This window comes from Luteimonas salinisoli, from assembly GCF_013425525.1.
GTDB lineage: Bacteria > Pseudomonadota > Gammaproteobacteria > Xanthomonadales > Xanthomonadaceae > Luteimonas > Luteimonas salinisoli.
Window position 1 is genome coordinate 103,939 of record NZ_JACCKA010000093.1, and the last position, 16,747, is coordinate 120,685.

Here is a 16,747-nt window from a genome sequence, read left to right on the forward strand (position 1 = left end):
CTCGATCATGCAGCTTTCCATCGCAGGTCCATGGCAATTGCAGGCGCGGACGCAATCGCGCCGCGCCTCCTGCGGTGTGGCCAAGCCCGTGACGCCGGGCGAGGCGACCCAGACCTCTTGGGTGCCGGTTCCGGAACTGCCGTACGCGCAACAGCCCGCAAGGCCCGTGGCCAGCACCCATGCCAGTGGTCGCGCGCACCAGGTGCTCGCGAAGCGCATCAGCGTCCCACGGCGCCAGGACGGACCCGTAGCTGCCAGTGCAAGCGCACCCGGATCCGGCCGAGCCGGTCGCAGTGGAGCTCCTGCACGCCGGACGGGCTCGGCTGGCCGTCGGCGTCGACCGCGATCGCGGTCTGGTAGCCCGGCGCGGTGGGCCGCGGGTTGAGCCGCGCGCCGGTCTCGTCGACCAGCACCGAGCGCCACGGGCGCTCATTTGCAGGTACTGTGCCGTCACCATCACGTGCCATGCACCAGCTCCCGGCTCAATACTTCATCCGGGAAATGGCGAATATCTGCCGCTTGTGCAGATAGCTCCAACTTGGTTCGCGACGGCCACCGATTCTCTGCACCAGATCCCGCCCATCGAGCACATCGTCCGTACTGGATGCCGGATACTCATCCGTATAGAGCGGGTTTTCTCCCCTGCGGTAAACGTCGAGAATCGACCTTTGGCGCGGAGTCAGAGGATCGCGGGGAGCCTGGGTCCTTTGCATGATCATGTGATCGCTGCCTCGATGAGCACGCCCCGACGCCATGTCTTGGCGATGCCGCTCTAGGTCCTGCTGGTAGCGGCGATCCGTCGCTTCCAGGCGGTCGTGAATATCGCGGTGCTCGCGCTCGTCCTGCGGGTCGGTCAGCAGGAAGTGCGCGCGCGAGTCGTGTACGTACTGGGCGAAGAATGCCGCCACTCCCTGCGCGGGCGCCGGCGCCTCTTCCCAATCCTCGCGGAATTCGTACGCCAGCGGAGGCGGTAGCGGACGATGATCGGGTCCAGTCCCACCCCGGCGCATGTGCTCCCGCTGCCGTTGCGGAAAGCTCGCGATCTCCTGCAGCTGCCGGATCATCTCGTCGTTGGCCTCGATCAGGTCGTTGCGATCCTGGCCACCAGAGCGGCGCACGAAAAGTTGCCTTGCGAACTCGTCTCTGTTCAGGATCTGCTTGCGCCAGCCCAGGTACGGCCTGCGGTGCGCCAGCACCTGCGCTTCCACTGACCGGCCGCTCCCGTCGGGCGCCACGGCCGCCATGTATGCATCGAAGGCGGCCTTGAGTTCGGGGCGAATCGCGAACTCGTCCTGCAGGCCGGCGCGGTCCACATCCTCTCGGCTGCGCAACGGCACCTTGGCCGCCAGCGCACGTTCGTACATGTCGTTCAGCGCGATCTGCGACAGCTTGTCGGCATGGGTCTGCCCTACCCTGCCATCTGGGAACCAGGTGCCCTTGCCTTGCGAATACAGCCCATAGCCGCCGCCCACATCCGAATGCATGCCCGGATAGACGACCTCCAGGCAGTTGCTCTGGTAGGCATGTGGCCTGCGCGCGAGATCCACCGGAAACGACGCCCGCGCCTCGTGCGCTGCAACGAAATGCACGCACTGCTCTACATCGTCCGGGATGGTCAAAAGGCTCTCGTCGCCCCACCCCTGGTGCCCTTCCACCGGCAACGGGAAAGAGTCGGCATAGCCCACCGAGGCTACCGTATCGAACAAGCCCATGAAGCGCACGCGCATGGGCACACCGCAATAAAATCCGCGCACGTCGCAGAAATGCCGCTGCAACTGATTCAGGAACGAACGAGCGGCCGCCGCGCCGCGCGAGAACCCGAAAAGATCGAATACGATGCCGTCGATCTTCGGGTTCTCTGACGCAGTCAGCATGTGGGTCAGCTGGCGCTTCCAGCGCGGCAGCAGGTCGTCGTTCTTGACCGCGTTGGTGATGTCGCGTGGCCTATCGGGCACAAGAAGGCGCCTGGATACCTTCCGGGAAACTTCATTGGCGATGTAGAGAAAGGCGTAGCGGATTCGCTCCGCCCCCATCGTGCCTTTGGCGGCACCGTCCTTGTGCGGCCTGGGCTCACCGATTTCAGGAAACGGCGTGCCGACGCCTTGAACATAGAGGCGGTACACGCCTTCATTGTTCCGTTCCTCGCAAGCCTTGAACAGCCTAGCCACGTTGCTATGCGCCCCGGAAGGTTCGTCCTCTGTCAGATGATTGCGGGTGCCATCGAAGAAGATCGAGAAGCTAAGTGTCAACCGGCAGGTGCTGCCCGGCTCGCAGAGATTCGGACGCACTGGACGCCCGGCCCGGGCGGACGGAGCATTATCGGGCGTATAGGCAACCTTGCTCATGGCGTGTCCTTCTTCCTGAAGAAATCCTTCTCGGGATACCCCGGCCCCGGATAGTCCGGATGATCCGGAGCGAGCATGCTCGGAATAATCGCGACTTCGTCGTCATTGACGATATGCAGCCACACCCTGCCGACTTCGGTATAGGGATGGATCGGCACCGCCTTCTCGTGCCACCGGCAGTTCTCCCCGTATGGCTCGCATCGCTCCCACCGCACCGTTGCCTGCAGACCTTCGTGCCAGCGCACCGGCAACGACACGCAGCAGACCGTACTTCCTCCCGTCCCTGCTGGGCCGGCCCATGCACCATCCACCGTCACGCTTCGCACGAGCGTATCGCTTGGGTCGTGGTCCATCGCCGTCACGCTGGTCCCGAACCGCGCATCCGGGTCCGCGCCGCAGGCGACCAACATCGGCAGAAGGGACAAAATCACCGAGACCGGCAGCTTCGCGGAATCTGCCCTCTCGCAGGCTAGCAGAACCCCTTTTGTCATGACACTTCCCGCTCACTGAAGTAATCCTTAGCTGGAAAATCCAGGCCGTGGTGCTCCGGATGACCTGGACCTACCATGCTCGGAATGACCAGCACTTCACTGTCGCTGCTGATATGTAGCCAAGTTCTGCCCAACTTCTCGTATTGGTGGACTGACAGCACGTTTTCATGCCTGTCACAAGCCTCCTCGCCAAGCACCGGGTTCTCGCGATCGAATGGTTCACTTCGCTCCCGACACAGCTTCGCCTGCAGACCTTGGCGCCAGCGCACCGGAAACGACACGCAACAGACCGCAGTGCCTCCCGTTCCTGCTGGACCGCCCCATGCACTCTCCACCATTCCGCTGCGCGCCAAGGTATCGGTGGGGTTGTGGCGCATCAGCGTCACGCTGCTGCCAAACGTGCGCTCCCCGGTTGCCGGATCCGTGTAGGCGCTACCATTTCCGCAAGCGGCCAAAACCGGAAACAACAGAATTGTAATCTGTGCACTTCTGATACCCAGGTAGAGACTGGCGCTATTCTTGCCCATTTCTATCACCGCCCTTCTCGCCGTTTTTTGCCCTTTTCAAGTAACGCGACCAGACGAAAATGACCAGCATTGCCAACACTGCATAAGGGGTCGCGGCGAGATAGCCGTCATTCATGGATCTATCGAAAAAAATCCAAGTCCAGAACGGCACAATGGCAAGGACATAGCCAGACGAATGGACTACTGGAAACACAGCAACAACACGCAACGCGGATTTCCATGCTAGCGATGGCATCGTCGTCCAGCCTTTCGGCCATGCAAACTTAATAAAAAGCTCAGCAACAACAAAAGAAGATATCGCTAGGAGTGCAAAAATTCCCATCACGCCTTCCGCTTTCCTAACTCACGCCGGTGATGCATCAATAGCGTGCGAACCTTCGCGGGATCGAAGCTCAGACGGCATCAGCACGTCCCACAGCATGTCGCCCCGCAGGCGGTCTCGCACCGCGCGCTGCTCGGATAGCTCCTCAACCGACGCTCCGCGTTCAAGGCACCACCCGATCAGGCTGATCTGATCGGTGGGATCTTCGTAGCCCATTGCTTTGGCTTTCTCGATCACCTTTGTCGCCATCGCATGCTGCGCTTCTCGCTGGGACAGGGAGGTATGCGGCGCAACGTAACCTTTCAGTTCGTGCAGCAAAACGTCCGGCGCGCTGCTGTCGAGCAACGCCTGATATTGGCGCTTGTCCAACAGGGGCGAGACGTTCAGGGGTGAGACGTTGATCCGCGGCACCTCGGTGGCTGATGGCAACGGCAGCATATAGCCATGGCCGTCCCGGTCGGCGCAGCAGACTTGCCGCCATGGTAAGCAGAAGGCCGCACGCTGGCGTGGGTTCCAGATCTCCAGTATGGCGCGCAACACGCGCCCGTCGCCCAACCTCAGATACCCGCGTTTCACACCGTCCGGAAACGGTGTGACTATCCAAGGCTGCAAATGGCGGAAGGCTTCGCTGGAATCGCACGTGCCTGCCAACCAGGTGACGCCGCGAGCGATGCCGTCGATGCCCGCCACCTGGGCCTGTTCCGCATCCAGCAGCCAGGGGCCGAGCCCTTGCGCATCTTCGGACTCCTGATCGAAGAAGCTGTGGCCGGCATAGCGCCTTTTGCGCAATGCCTGCCCCAATTCGTGCTGCATGGCGCCGTCGAGCAGAACGAAGCGATGAATCTCATTCGCACCGTCCAGCGTCTGCGTCCACGCCTCAGGCAAGGGGTTCATAGTGGCACCACCGGGTTGCCACTCAGCGCGGCCTTGGCGATGCAGTCGAGGCAGACTTCCTGAAACTGTACAAGTTCCATATCCAGGCTCGTCGGCCCCACGAAGCTCTTCTTCCCCGCATGCACCCGGATCTCGCCCGGGCAGGCGATGACGATGTTGCCGTCCTCGATGGTCAGGCTGGCCCCGCCTGCTGTTGCCAGGTGGATGGTCTTGCCGGCGGCCATCTCGATTTCGGCGTTGGCGCTGATCAGCTTCAGCTGGTCCTTCGACTGCAGCTTGAGCTGGTCGTTCTGGGCCTGGAAGTCCAGCTCGCCTTCGCCGGTCACCAGGCTGAGCGTGATTTCCTCCTGCTGGCCCTCCACCGCGGCGGCGAGCATGCCGATGGCCTGGCCGGCGTGCAGGCGCAGATTGCCGGCCACCGCCAGGTGGCTGGCCTGGCCGCTGGCCAGGGTGAGGGTCTCGCCGACCGCCCAGGTCAGGCCTTGGCCGGCCACCAGGCCGATACCGGCCGGCGCGGCCAGCCCCAGCAGGGCGTCGCCGGTGTGCGGGATGCGGCCCGCGCCGGCGGCAGGGCTGCGCTCGACGGCCGCACCGCGCGCGTCGTCGAACCCGTCGCCGGGCACGGTGGTCTTGGCGCTCGCCAGCAGGGCCTGCAGCGGCGCCTGGTCGTCGACCAGGCGCGAGGCGGCGACGGCGTGGGCGCCCTCGTGGCCGGCCAGGCGCACGGTCTGGTGGGTGGCGGCGGCGCTGGAGAAGGTCTCGCCCAGCGCCCGCAGTTGCCCGAGCAGTGCGGCCGGGCCGACGGCATCGCCGGCCGGGGTCTCGCCCGGCTTGTCGTAGGCGCTCAGCCACAGCCCGGCCTCGGCCCGCACCGCGCCCCAGGCGTCGGTGCGCAGCTCGAAGCCTTCGCCGCGGAAGCTGCCGCGGTAGTTGTCGGCCTGGTTGATCAGGTGGCCGAGGTTGAGCTGGCTGGCGGCCTGGGTGGTCGCCAGCTGCAGGCGCAGCTGGCCGTCGCTGTCGTCGAACACGAGGCGGCTGTGGCCTTCGCCGCCCCATTCCTTGGATTTGACGCCCCACAGGGCGGCGGCGTTGCGGTGCGCATCGTCGCCGGCGCCCATGCCGTGCCAGGGCGGCGCGTGGCCGCCGGCGAGGTTGGCCTGGGCGCTGGGGCGATGGTCGGAGGCCTGGGCATAGGCGCTGGCATCGGCGTCCGCCGAGCGCCCACCGGGCGTCGGCGCCACGCCTGCCTCGCCCTGGCCGTTGTACAGCGCGCCGGTCACCACCGGGCGATCGATATCGCCCTCCAGGAACGCGACCAGCACCTCCTGCCCGATCCGCGGCAGGAACTGGCTGCCCACGCCCGGCCCGGCGTAGCGCTGCGCCACGCGCAGCCAGCAGCTGTCGGCGGCCTCGCCGGCGCCCTGGCCCTGCTGCCAGTGGAAGCGCACGCGGATCCGGCCGAGCCGGTCGCAGTGGAGCTCCTGCGCGCCGGACGGACTGGGCTGGCCGTCGGCGCCGACCACGATCGCGGTCTGGTAGCCGGGTGCGGTGGGGCGCGGGTTGAGGCGGGCGCCGGTCTCGTCGGCAAGCACCGGGCGCCAAGGGCGCTCGCGGTCCACGCCCTCGAAGCGGTTGGCATAGCCCACGGCGTCGGCGCGGGCGAGGATGGCGCGCTCGCCCTCCGCGTCGTCGGCGTCGCGGGGCCAGGCCGGCGCCGGGCCGAGCCGGGTGCCGATGCCCTGGCGCAGATCCAGCGGCAGGTTGTTGACGCCGGCTTGGTGGATCCGGGTGATCAGCACTTCGGACGGGGGCGTTTCGCCCTGGGCCGGGGCCTGGGTCAGGCGGAACCAGGTGCCGGCGCGGAAGCTGCGCGCCGTGCCCTGCCCGAACCACGCCTGCTGCCGCGCCTCGCGCGCCTGCGCCAGCAGGCCGGCCAGGCGCTCGGCCTCGCCCGAGCCGGCGAAGGCATACGCGCCGGACGGGTCGTAGGCTTCCAGCGCCGCGTCGGCCGCGCCGGCGGACTCGAGCGGCAGCTGCGCGGTTCCGGCCTGGCAGGTTTGGTAGTCGCTGCTGAGCAGGGTCAGGCGGCCGGCGCCGATGCCGCGGCGGCGGCCGAAGGCCAGGATGCTGTCGTGCGATTCGGTGGCGTCGCTGCGGTGGAAGCGCACCCCGCCGTGCCGCTCGGAGCCGGCGTCCTCCGGCTGCGCTGCGCTGTCGGCGAAGATCACCATGCGGTGGCCGCAGGCGTCGTCCTCCGACTCTTCCAGCCGCCAACCCAGCCCTTCCTCGGCCAGCAGCCGGCCGATGAAATCGAAATCGCTCTCGCGGTATTGCACGCAATAGCTGCGCGGCCGCGCCTGGGCCAGGAACGGGCCGACGTCGTCGCCCAGCCGCCAGGCCGCCAGCGGCGCGTAGCCGGCGAACACGGTTTCCACGATCTCGGCCACGCTGCGTTCCTGGAACACGCGGCTGTGGCGGCCCTGGGTGAGCAGCCAGGTCCACGGCACCAGGCACAGGCGGTAGCGCGCCATGCCGCCGTCGGTGCCGATGCAGGCCGCCTCGCGCACCAGGCCGGTGCGTACGGCCTGGCCGCCGTCGGCCAGCCGGGTCAGCAGCCGCGCCGGCCGGCCGAGCCAGCCGTCCAGCGGCAGGCCGGCATCGGGCGAGAGCGCGTCCACCCACCACTCGAACCCCTGCGAGAGTTCCTCGCGGCCGCGCCAGCGTTCCACCAGCAGGTCGGCGGGCGCGTCGGGCAGTTCCAGGCGATAGAGGCGGGTCGCATCGTCGATGCGGATGAGCGAGGCCAGAGCATCGCGCACGTCTTCCAATGAGTGCATCACGCAGACTCCGTGGCTTGACCAGGCCCCGTCCGCTCCGTGCGACACCCTCGCGACGGTCCGGCGGTGGCCGACTTCCTGTTCCGCAACTTAGCAAAAACCGCGGCCCTCGAGTATAGGGAAAGTCCGGCGACTCTGTAGAATCGGTTCCACAATCCACCTGCCGAGCACCGCCATGCTGGAACTGGAAGACCTGCTGGCCCCGATCTCCGAGGACCTGCCCACCGGCGAGGACCTGTCGTTCTCCCCCGAATTCGACGCGATCCAGGAAGCCCGCCGCGCCGACGACCCGACCCTCGAGCAGGGCGAATGGGTCACCGACATCAAGTACGCCGACTGGACCGCGGCCTCGAAGATGTGCGCCGAACTGCTGCAGCGGCGCACCAAGGACCTTCGCCTGAGCGCGTGGCTGGCCGAGGCCAATGCGCAGGTGCACGGCTTCCCCGGGCTGACCATCGGTTTCCGGCTGGTGGCCGGGCTGTGCGACCGCTACTGGGACGAGGTGCACCCGCAGGCCGCGGACGGCGACTACGAGGAGCGCATCGGCAACCTCGCCTGGCTGCTCACCAACGCGCTGCAATGGCTGCGCACGCTGCCGATCGCGCAGGGCCCGCAGGGGCGCTTCGGGCTGGGCGATTTCGAGGCGGCGCATGCCCGCAGCGGCGCCGGGGAAGCCGGCGGCGAGGGCCAGCCGGACCTCGAGCTGATGGAGGCCGCGCGTCGCGACACCCCGCACGAGTTCTACCTGCAGCTGATGCGGGACGTGCCCGACTGCGTGGCGGCGCTGCAGGAGCTGCAGCTGTCGGTGGACGCGCGGCTGGGCACCGACGGCCCCAGCTTCACGCCGGTGCGCGACCAGCTGGAGCACCTACAGAAGACCGTGCTGCGCTTCGCGCGCGATGCCGGGGTGCTGGTCGGCGACGCGGGCGCTGCCGGCGACGGCCCGGCCGACGATGCCGAAGGCGGCGCGGCCGGCGCGGAAACGCAGGCGGCCACCGGCCAGGGCGGGGCGATCGCCTCGCGCCGGCAGGCGCTGGCGCAACTGCGCCAGGTGGCGGAGTTCTTCCGCCGCACCGAGCCGCACAGCCCGGTGGCGTATCTGGCCGACAAGGCCGCGCGCTGGGGCGAGATGCCGCTGCACGTATGGCTGAAGCGGGTGATCAAGGACGATAACGCCCTGTCGCAGGTGGAAGAGTTGTTGGACGTCGACGGCAGCCAGGAGTCGTTCGGGGGCTGACCCCTCGGATCACCGGGGGCGGCGCCGGGGCCCCATACTCCGGGGGCGGCCCAGATTCCCGTAGGAGCGGCCCATGGCCGCGAAGGCCGCGGGAGATTCCGGTGGGGATGGCGGCTATACCGGGCGCTGCCGACCGCGCCGGCTTTCGCGTGCATGGCACGCTCCCAAGAGAGCCGGCCGCCCGCGACACCGGGCGCGGCCGAATGCCTTGCTCAGAGCACGCGGAACTGGATGCGGCGGTTGCGGGCGCGACCGTCGTCGGTGGCGTTGTCGGCGATCGGCTCGTCCGGACCCTTGCCGAGCACGCTCAGGTTGGCGCGCGGGATGCCCTGCTCTACCAGGTAGCTGCGCACCGCTTCGGCACGCGCCTGGCTGAGCGCCAGGTTGGCCTGGCGCTGGCCGACGTCGTCGGTATGGCCGACGATCTGCACGCGGGCATCGCCGATCTCCTGCAGCTTCTCGGCCATCTCGTCGAGGATGTAGCGGCCCAGATCGGTGAGCCGCGCGCTGCCGCTCTCGAACTCGATGATGCGGTCGCCCAGCGTGGCGTCCAGCAGCCCCTGCCCGGAACCGCCGGTGCCGAGACTGTTGGTCACGGTGTAGGTGCTGTTGCTGGCCAGGCTGAGCTCGCTGGCGACCTGCTGACGCTGCGCCTCGTTCACCACCTCACCGCTGATGCGCACGGCCTGGCCGTTGACCTCCAGCTTGCCCGCCGAGACGCGCTGCAGGCCCGGACCGATCATGCCGGCGACGTAGCGGCCCCAGTTGGGCGGCGTCGGAATGGATTCCACCTGCACCCGGTCGACCACCCGCTCGCTGCCGTAGACCTCGCGCAGCTTCTCCAGGATCTGCGTCTTGGTGGCCTGGTCCGGCACCACGCCCTCGGCGATCACCGGCGCCGCGGCGTCCTGGGCGGTCAGGGCGCCGGCGCACAGCGCCAGGACGAGGAAAGCGACGACACGCTGCATGTTCATGCTCCGAGGAAGGTTTCGCCGAAGATCGCGCGCGCGGCCTTCAGCGACAGGTCGTGGCGGTCGACGTAGCTGGCCAGCTTGTTGAGCGCGTAATCGCCGGGCAGGTGATCGTCCACCCACTCGGCGTCGTCGACCCGGATCAGGTGTTCGGCGGCGGCCTGGGGATCGAGCACCGCGCGCAGGATCTGCTGGTCGGCGCCGTTGAAGCCGACGATCATCCGCGGCGCGTCCTCGTCGCGCACCAGCACCGCCAGCTCGAAGTCGCCGCGGGCGACGAAAGCGGCGACGATGTCCAGCCAGAACGCGCCCACCAGCGGCCGGTACAGCGGATCGCGCGGCAGCGGCAGCTCCAGGCCCTTGTCGATCGTGACGCCGCTGCCGGTGAGCACCGGCTGCAGCAGCAGCCCCAACGCCGGCAGGGTGCGCCGCAGCACCACGTCGGCATGCCCGGAATCGCGCAGCAGCCGCTCGAGCGAGCCGATCGTCTGCAGGTCCATGAAATCGGCGAACGGCGCCGCGTAGGCCGTCGGATCGATGCTCAGGTCGTAGCGGCTCTCGGCCAGTTCCTGCAGCGCCGCGGCCGCCTCGTCCGCGTCGACCGCGCTGCGCGCCTGCCGCGACAACCCGTTCCAGACCCGGCTGAGCGCCATCGGGCTGCGACCGATGAAGCCGAGCGGGCTGCCCACCTCCAGGCGGATCGCCGAGAGCAGCGGGAAGCGCCGCTGCGAGGCGTCGCGGCTGGGCAGGAAGTGTCCGCACACCACCAGCCGGCTACGCGAGCCCATGAAGGCGTAGTGGACGTCCGGCGCCTGGTCGTAGAGGCGCTTCCAGTCGGGATTCTGGCTGAGCAGTTCGATGCTGCTGCCGGCCCAGCGGTCCAGCAGGCCCATCAACTGGTGATTGTCGGCGGTGCGCACGAAGTCCCCGCGGGAGGGGACCTTGCCGAAGTAGCTGACCGCCGCCGAGACCGTCTGCGTCATGCGCCCTCCTCCGTGTCCTGCGCGTCCGCGGAACGCGCCGTCGCCCCGGCGACCGTCGCCGGCAGCTGCAGTCCGCGCTGCCAGTCGCTGTTGCCTCCGCCCGAACCGGGACGGCGGGTGATGCGCATCACCACCGACACCGACACGCCCTCCTTTTCCCAGGTCAGGGTGCTGCTGTCGTCGCGATGCGCGGCCGAGGCCAGCTCCATCATCCGCGCCAGGCCGTTGCCGCCCGGCGCGTTGACCAGCTCCACGGTGCGTCCGTCGCTGGTCACCGCCGACAGCTTCACCCCGGGGATCGCGCCCGGGTTCGGCCATTGGAAGGTCTGCCAGGCCGGCGGGGTGTTGCGATAGCGCAGGACCTGGCCGTCGATCTCGAGGGTGAACTCGACCGCGCCGATCGCCGGCTGCGGTTGGATCTCGAAGATCGTGGTGTCCGCGGCGCCGGCCCCGCCCGGCTGGCCGCTCACCCAGTCGCCGTAGCCACTGACCAGCGCCGGCTGCAGGGTGATGCCGAGGCCGGCCCAGCGCCGCGCCTCGAGCAGGTTGCCCCGCTGCAGCACCAGGGTGCCCAGGGTTTCCTTGTTGAACGCCGCGATCGCGCCGGAGGCGCCGAAGATCGCCGCCACGTCGCTGGGTGCGGCATCGACGTCCGCGCCGGGATCGAACGGAAACTGCCGGCCGATGCGGCCGCGGAACGGTTCGTAGACCTGCGCCGCCCAGACCCGGTTGACCTCGGCCTCGGTGGGCGGCACCAGCGCGGCGAAGGTCTCGGTGAGCGGCCGCAGCAGCAGCGGCCGCAGCGCATCGCGCTGGCCCTCGTCCAGGCCGGTGAGCATCTGCTCGTCGACCAGCGCCAGCGCCGCATTGAGCTCCGAGCCCTCGTTGCCCAGGGTGTCCTGCATCAGCCGGCGCGCGCCGGGGCCCGGCTCGCCCTCGGTGCGGATCGCGTTGAGCCGGCTGCGCAGCTTGCCCAGGGTCTGGAAGTAGCTGTCGATCAGTGCGGCGCCGTCGCGCTTGGACACCAGCCGCGCGAAGCCTTCGAAGGCCTTGCCGATCGGGCCCATCGGCGCGGTGGCCGGCCGGCCCGTTTCCGGGTCGACCTGCGAGGACACCGACGACGGCGTACGCCGCAGGATCACTCGCTGGAACCAGGCGACGAAGCCGCCCTTGGCCGCGTCCATGCCGCCGGCCGCGGCGGCGGGGTTGTCCCAGACGGTCTGCTCGTTGACCGCCTCGAGCAGCGCGCGCAGCGGCGAATTCTGCGGGTCGCCGATGCTGTTCATGCGGGTGACGGCGGCATCGAAGCTGCCGAACGGCGCCACGCTCACGCCCTGCAGGAACTTCTGCCACTCCTGCGCGTACTCCTGCTTGTACATCGTCGCCAGCTCGCGCGAGATGTGCTCGGGGCTGCCGGCCAGCGAAAGATCGCTCTGCTCGGTGGTGTCGAGCACCCAGTCGGTGGTGCTCAGCTCGGTGTTGGCGGCCTCGTCGATCGCACCCTTGACGTAGTCCTCCCAGGCCTTGCGCGAGAACGCCCCGGAGATGGCGTAGCTGCCGGCGATGGCATCCTTGTTGCGCTCGTCGCCGATCAGGCTGTTGACCGTGATCGTGGGGAAGCGGGTGGCCGCGCGCGCCTTGACCTGGGCGAAAACGCGGTTGATCGCCGGCTCGCCGCGGGTGGCCTGGGTCAGCGCGGCGCGGGCGTCGGAAATCAGCGAGACGCGGGTGTCGACCCGCGGCCAGGCCGGATGGTCGGCACGGGCGACATAGAAGCTCATCAGCTTCTCCGCCGCGCGTGCCATGTCCTCGCGCGACATCTGGCCGCGGTTGGCATCGAGCCAGCCGCGCCAGAAGCGGGTGAGCTGGTGGCCCAGGTGGGCGCGCTCGACGCGCTCGGGATTGCCGAGCATCAGGTAGGTCTTGAGCGCGTTGTAGGCATCGTTGGTATCGGTGGGCGAGGCCTCCTGGTACAGGCTTTCCTCCTTCGCCTGCTCGCCCCGCGTGGGCTCGGCGAGCGCGTCTCCCTGCGCCACCACCTCACCGAGGAAGGCCTCGATGCGCGCGCCGGTCGGCGCCAGCATCACCTGGCGCATGCCGTCGAAGTACTCCTGCAGCAGCTTGGCCTCGATCCGGTCGCCCTGGTAGAGCCCGAGCCGGGTGGCCACGCTGCGCTGCTCGCGGTAGCGCGACACCTGCTCGAGTCGGTCCTGCAGCAGCAGCAGCGCGTCGATGCGGGATTTGAGGTCGACGCGCTCGTTCTGCACCCGGACCGCCTGCTCCAGGTCCTTGGTGGCGTTGGCGACCAGCTGGCGGTTGGTGGTGTAGGACCAGGTCCACAACCCCAGCACCAGCGCCAGCGCCGCCACCGCACCGAGGAACACCGCATAGCGCAACCGGGTCTGGTGCGGGCTGGAATACTGCTGCACCAGCTGGCGGTCGGCGAACACCACCTTGCGGAACAGGTCCTTGAGGAAGTGCGCGGTCTGCCCGGAGGGTTCGGAGCCAGCGGCGCGCGCCCCGCCCTGCAGCGAGAACTCCCGGCCGATGCGCTCGGAGGCGTAGTGCACCGAGTTGCCTTCCTGCAGCGCGCTGGTGAAGTAGAAGCCGCGGAACACCGGCTTGAACTGGTACGGATTGTCCTCGAACAGCGTCGCCACGAAGGTCCGCAGCGCCGGCTTGATGCCGACGAACTCCAGCGGCAGCGCCAGCAGCCCGGGCGACACTTCCCGCCCGCGCTGCATCGCCATCTGCGCCAGGCTCATTTCCTTCAGACCGTCGGCGAGCTCGTCGAAATGCCGGTCGAAGCTGGCCAGCGCATCGCCGCCGGCCTGCGGATCGAACGGCAGCGTCGCGCCCCACACGTTCTCGCGCTCGGACGGGTCCAGGCCGCGGAAGAACTCGGTGAATCCGGCGATCAGGTCGGCCTTGGTGAACACCACGTAGACCGGCGCGAACACCTCGAGGCGCTCGGTGATCTCCTGCACCCGCTGGCGCAGGTTCTTGGCCAGCTCGATCGCGAACTCGGGCTTGCTGCCGGACAGCTCCGCGATGCTGGCGGCGATGATGATGCCGTTGATCGGCGCGCGGGGACGGTGCTTCTTCAGCAGGTCGAGGAACGTCAGCCACTCCAGCCGGTCCTCGACGCTCACCGAGTAGCGGCCGGCGGTGTCGAGCACGATCCCCTCGGTGGTGAAGTACCAGTCGCAGTTGCGGGTGCCGCCGATGCCCTGGATGACGTTGCTGCGGTTGTCCTCGAACGGGAACTTCAGCCCGGAATTGAGGATCGCCGAACTCTTGCCGGCGGCGGGGTTGCCGATGATCACGTACCAGGGCAGCTCGTACAGCGCCGCCTTGCCCTTGAGCACGCCGATCCGCGACGACTTGATCGCCTTGACCGCCTCGAGCATGCGCTCGCGCAGTGCCTCGGTGTCGGCACGCGTGGCGGGCTGCGCGTTGGCGACGGCGCGCTCCGCCTCGCCCTCGACCATCTGGTCCAGGCCCTTGGCGGCGCGCCGCGCGCGCACCCGGCGCACTCCCCACACCATCGCCCAGACCAGCAGCGCCACGACCAGCAGCAGCAGCGCCCAGACGCCGATCTGGCGCAGGCCGTCGGCGCCGAAGTACATCAGCGCGGCGGCGGAGGCGATGCCGATCACGGCCAGCACGCGGTAGTCGGTGAGGTAGTACCTGAGTCTGTAGAACATCTGCGGGCGGGATCCGGTTAGGCGGCGAGGTCCGGCGCCTGGCCGGAGACCTCGGGGGAGGACACGTGGTCGGAGGAAGGCGCGTCGGGTGGCGCGAACGCGACCGCGGCGCGCTCGCGCCCGGCGGTCACGGCCAGCGCCAGCGCGGGCTGCCCGGTCGAACGGACCTGCGCGGCCGCCAGCGCCAGCAGTGCCAGCGGGGCGACGTGGCCGAGGTGGCCGCAGGACCCGCCGAGAGCCGGCGCCTGGACGGCGACGTCGAGTTCGGGACAGGCGGCCGCGGCCGCGGAGCCGGCTTCGACGGCGCAGCCGGCACGCTGGTCGGCGTCGCTGAGCAGCAGCGCCACCGCATCCGGCTCGAGCGACGAGGCCCGCAGCGCGCGCTCCAGCAGCGCGGCGCTGGCGCGCGCCGCGACGCGCGCGCTGGCGTCGGGATCCACCGCGCACAGGCGCACGCGATGCAGGGCGACGGCGGCCTCGGAGACCTGCGCAGTCGCCGGCCCCGGCGGCCGAAGCAGCACCCCGGCGGCGCCTTCGCCCGGCACCAGGCCCTCCCGGCGGCGGCCGTCCATCAGCCGTCCGGCGTCGGCCAGCGCGGCCACGCTGCGCTCGCCGACCGCCGAATCGCAGGCCAGCAGCAGTTGCCACGGCGCTCCGTCCGGCTCGGCGGTGCCGAGGCGGTCCAACAGCCGCCAGACGTCCGCCGCTCCCTGCATCGGCATCGCCTCGAACCCGACGCGCCGCGGGTCCAGCCCGGCGTCCAGCGCCAGTTGTCGCAGCCGCCCGTCGCAGGCCTGGCGCAGTGCCGCCGGCCAGCTCGCGGGCAGCAGCGCGCGCACCTGCACGGCCTCGCGCACGTCCTCCCGTTCGCTGCGACGCAGCCCCGCGATCACCCGCTGCTCGGCGACCGGCAGCGGCGGCAGCAGCGCCGCGAGCGCGTCGAACAGCTCCAGCGCCACCGGCTCCAGCAGCGCCAGCGCGCGCAGCTGCTCCGGGTCCGGCCGCAGCGCCTGCGGCAGCGCGTCGGCCGCTGCATCGGTGTCCAGGTCGGCGACGAAGGCCGCGAAGACCGGCATGCCGTCGCGGTCGCGCAGGCGCGGATGCAGCCCCGGCCGCGGCGCGTCCGGCAGCGCGGCCAGCACCGCTTCGGGGGTCTCGCCGCAGGGCAGGCGCACCGCGCCCGCAAGGCAGTCCAGCGGCCGATGGAAGCGCTCGGCATCGCTCTCGAGGGCTTCGGCAGGCGCCGCCGGCGCCTCCGCGGCCGGCGCGCGGCGGCGCGCGGCGCGCAGGCGGCCGACCGCCCAGAATCCGGCCAGCAGGCCCAGCGGCACCGCCGCGAGCCAGAGCAGCATCTGTCCACCGCCGGGCGTGGCGCCGCTGGCGCGCCAGTACAGGATCGCGCACAGCCAGACCGCCGCGAAGACCGCCACCACGACCAGACCCGTACGCCAGAATCCCGACAACTTCATCCTCGCTCCCTGAGCCTTCCCTGCGCGGGAATCCCCCGTTTCCCGGTCAGCACCCCGCCATCGGCGCCCGTGCAGGCGCCGGCGCGCAACGGGCGCCGCTGCGGAAGGTCCTCTCGGCCACGATGCCGTCGACCGCATGGCCGCCTGCGATGCAGCGGCCGCGACCGCGGCGGTCGCCGGACACGGTGAAAGGATGCGACATGGTCCATCTCCCCAACTGCGCGCACTGCGCTCGATCCTTCGGCGCCCCGTTTCGGGGCCCCGGCCCCTCCCGGGCCGGAGAGGGAAGATAGCAGGACTGGGCCGCCGATATCACCTGCCCTGCCCCTCCTGCTGGCGCCTGGCGCGCTTGGCCCGCACGCACTCATCGCCCATTTCCACGTGCACGTAGTCCTTGATGCTGCGCCAGTTGCCGCCCCAGACCAGCCCGGCCTGCACCGCCAGCTCGCCATAGAGGAAATACGCGCGCCTGGTCCAGGCGTCGCCCATGTCCCATTGCAGCTTGCCTTCGCGCATCGGCGCGCTGTCCAGCGCCAGCCCGTACTGGTGGCAGCTCGACCACGCCCCGGCGTTGGTGGCGCGGCCGCCGCGCAGCAGCTCCGCCTGGCGCTCGGGACTGCGGTAGCCCTCCACCAGCACCATCTCGATACCGTACTGCTCGCGCATCACCCGGTAGATGGCCAGCACCCGCTGCTGCAGGTCGGGGCTCAGGCGGTCCCACTTGCGGTCGGCGGTCACGATTTCGGGCTTGATCCGCCGCACCTCGGCGGTGGTGAAGACCGCCGGCGGCGGCGGCGGTGGCGGCACCAGGCGCTCGCCGCGCAGCAGCTCGGCGATCATGGTGCGCGACTCGGACAGGTCCTGGCCGGTGAAGCCCTCGAGGACCACGTGCTGGCGGAACGCCAGGATCAGCAGCGGCGGCACGCAGACCAGGGCGACGGCGATGCCCAACACCAGGCGGTGC

The 16,747-nt window shown here is 69.6% G+C and carries 13 protein-coding genes and 1 pseudogene; 1 reads left to right on the plus strand and 13 read right to left on the minus strand.

Going from position 1 to position 16,747, the window contains the following annotated elements; all coding sequences use genetic code 11:
• Positions 1-251 precede the first annotated feature (251 nt).
• The 7 genes and pseudogenes from H0E84_RS19165 to H0E84_RS19195 all read right to left on the minus strand — a co-directional run.
• Positions 252-431, minus strand: a pseudogene (locus H0E84_RS19165) (type VI secretion system tip protein VgrG); the annotation flags it as partial.
• A 51-nt stretch (positions 432-482) separates the two neighbouring features.
• Positions 483-2,345, minus strand: coding sequence for a T6SS phospholipase effector Tle1-like catalytic domain-containing protein (locus H0E84_RS19170; RefSeq protein WP_180680258.1), 1,863 nt, complete (start codon positions 2,343-2,345; stop codon positions 483-485).
• Entirely contained in the window at positions 2,342-2,836 is a 495-nt protein-coding gene (locus H0E84_RS19175) for a DUF3304 domain-containing protein (RefSeq protein ID WP_180680259.1), read from the minus strand. The genes H0E84_RS19170 and H0E84_RS19175 overlap by 4 nt, the downstream gene beginning before the upstream one ends.
• Entirely contained in the window at positions 2,833-3,363 is a 531-nt protein-coding gene (locus tag H0E84_RS19180; protein ID WP_180680260.1) for a DUF3304 domain-containing protein, read from the minus strand. The genes H0E84_RS19175 and H0E84_RS19180 overlap by 4 nt, the downstream gene beginning before the upstream one ends.
• Positions 3,350-3,685 (minus strand): hypothetical protein, encoded by a 336-nt coding sequence (locus H0E84_RS19185; RefSeq protein ID WP_180680261.1) that lies wholly within the window; start codon positions 3,683-3,685, stop codon positions 3,350-3,352. The genes H0E84_RS19180 and H0E84_RS19185 overlap by 14 nt, the downstream gene beginning before the upstream one ends.
• Positions 3,686-3,706: 21 nt before the next feature.
• A complete protein-coding gene (locus tag H0E84_RS19190; protein ID WP_180680262.1) occupies positions 3,707-4,579 on the minus strand; it encodes a DUF4123 domain-containing protein in 873 nt (290 codons plus the stop codon).
• Positions 4,576-7,416, minus strand: coding sequence for a type VI secretion system Vgr family protein (locus H0E84_RS19195; RefSeq protein WP_180680263.1), 2,841 nt, complete (start codon positions 7,414-7,416; stop codon positions 4,576-4,578). The genes H0E84_RS19190 and H0E84_RS19195 overlap by 4 nt, the downstream gene beginning before the upstream one ends.
• 175 nt (positions 7,417-7,591) lie before the next feature.
• Between H0E84_RS19195 and tssA the strand changes: the two genes are divergently transcribed.
• Positions 7,592-8,653 (plus strand): type VI secretion system protein TssA, encoded by a 1,062-nt coding sequence (gene tssA / locus H0E84_RS19200; RefSeq protein ID WP_180680264.1) that lies wholly within the window; start codon positions 7,592-7,594, stop codon positions 8,651-8,653.
• 212 nt (positions 8,654-8,865) lie between these two features.
• Here the strand turns inward: tssA and H0E84_RS19205 are convergent, their stop codons facing one another.
• From H0E84_RS19205 to H0E84_RS19230, 6 genes are all read right to left on the minus strand, one after another.
• Positions 8,866-9,621, minus strand: coding sequence for an OmpA family protein (locus H0E84_RS19205; RefSeq protein ID WP_425600513.1), 756 nt, complete (start codon positions 9,619-9,621; stop codon positions 8,866-8,868).
• A 2-nt stretch (positions 9,622-9,623) separates the two neighbouring features.
• Entirely contained in the window at positions 9,624-10,607 is a 984-nt protein-coding gene (gene tagF / locus H0E84_RS19210) for a type VI secretion system-associated protein TagF (RefSeq protein ID WP_180680266.1), read from the minus strand.
• Entirely contained in the window at positions 10,604-14,314 is a 3,711-nt protein-coding gene (tssM, locus tag H0E84_RS19215; protein ID WP_180680267.1) for a type VI secretion system membrane subunit TssM, read from the minus strand. Before tssM ends, tagF begins: the two co-directional genes overlap by 4 nt.
• A 17-nt stretch (positions 14,315-14,331) precedes the next feature.
• Positions 14,332-15,783 carry a hypothetical protein gene (locus tag H0E84_RS19220; protein WP_180680268.1) on the minus strand — a complete coding sequence of 484 codons (1,452 nt, stop codon included), beginning with the start codon at positions 15,781-15,783 and terminating at the stop codon, positions 14,332-14,334.
• A gap of 46 nt (positions 15,784-15,829) precedes the next feature.
• On the minus strand, positions 15,830-15,985 hold the full coding sequence (locus H0E84_RS19225) for a hypothetical protein (RefSeq protein ID WP_180680269.1): 156 nt from the start codon (positions 15,983-15,985) through the stop codon (positions 15,830-15,832).
• 110 nt (positions 15,986-16,095) lie between these two features.
• Positions 16,096-16,747: M15 family metallopeptidase (locus H0E84_RS19230; RefSeq protein WP_180680270.1), on the minus strand; the 652-nt coding region annotated here is incomplete at its 5' end.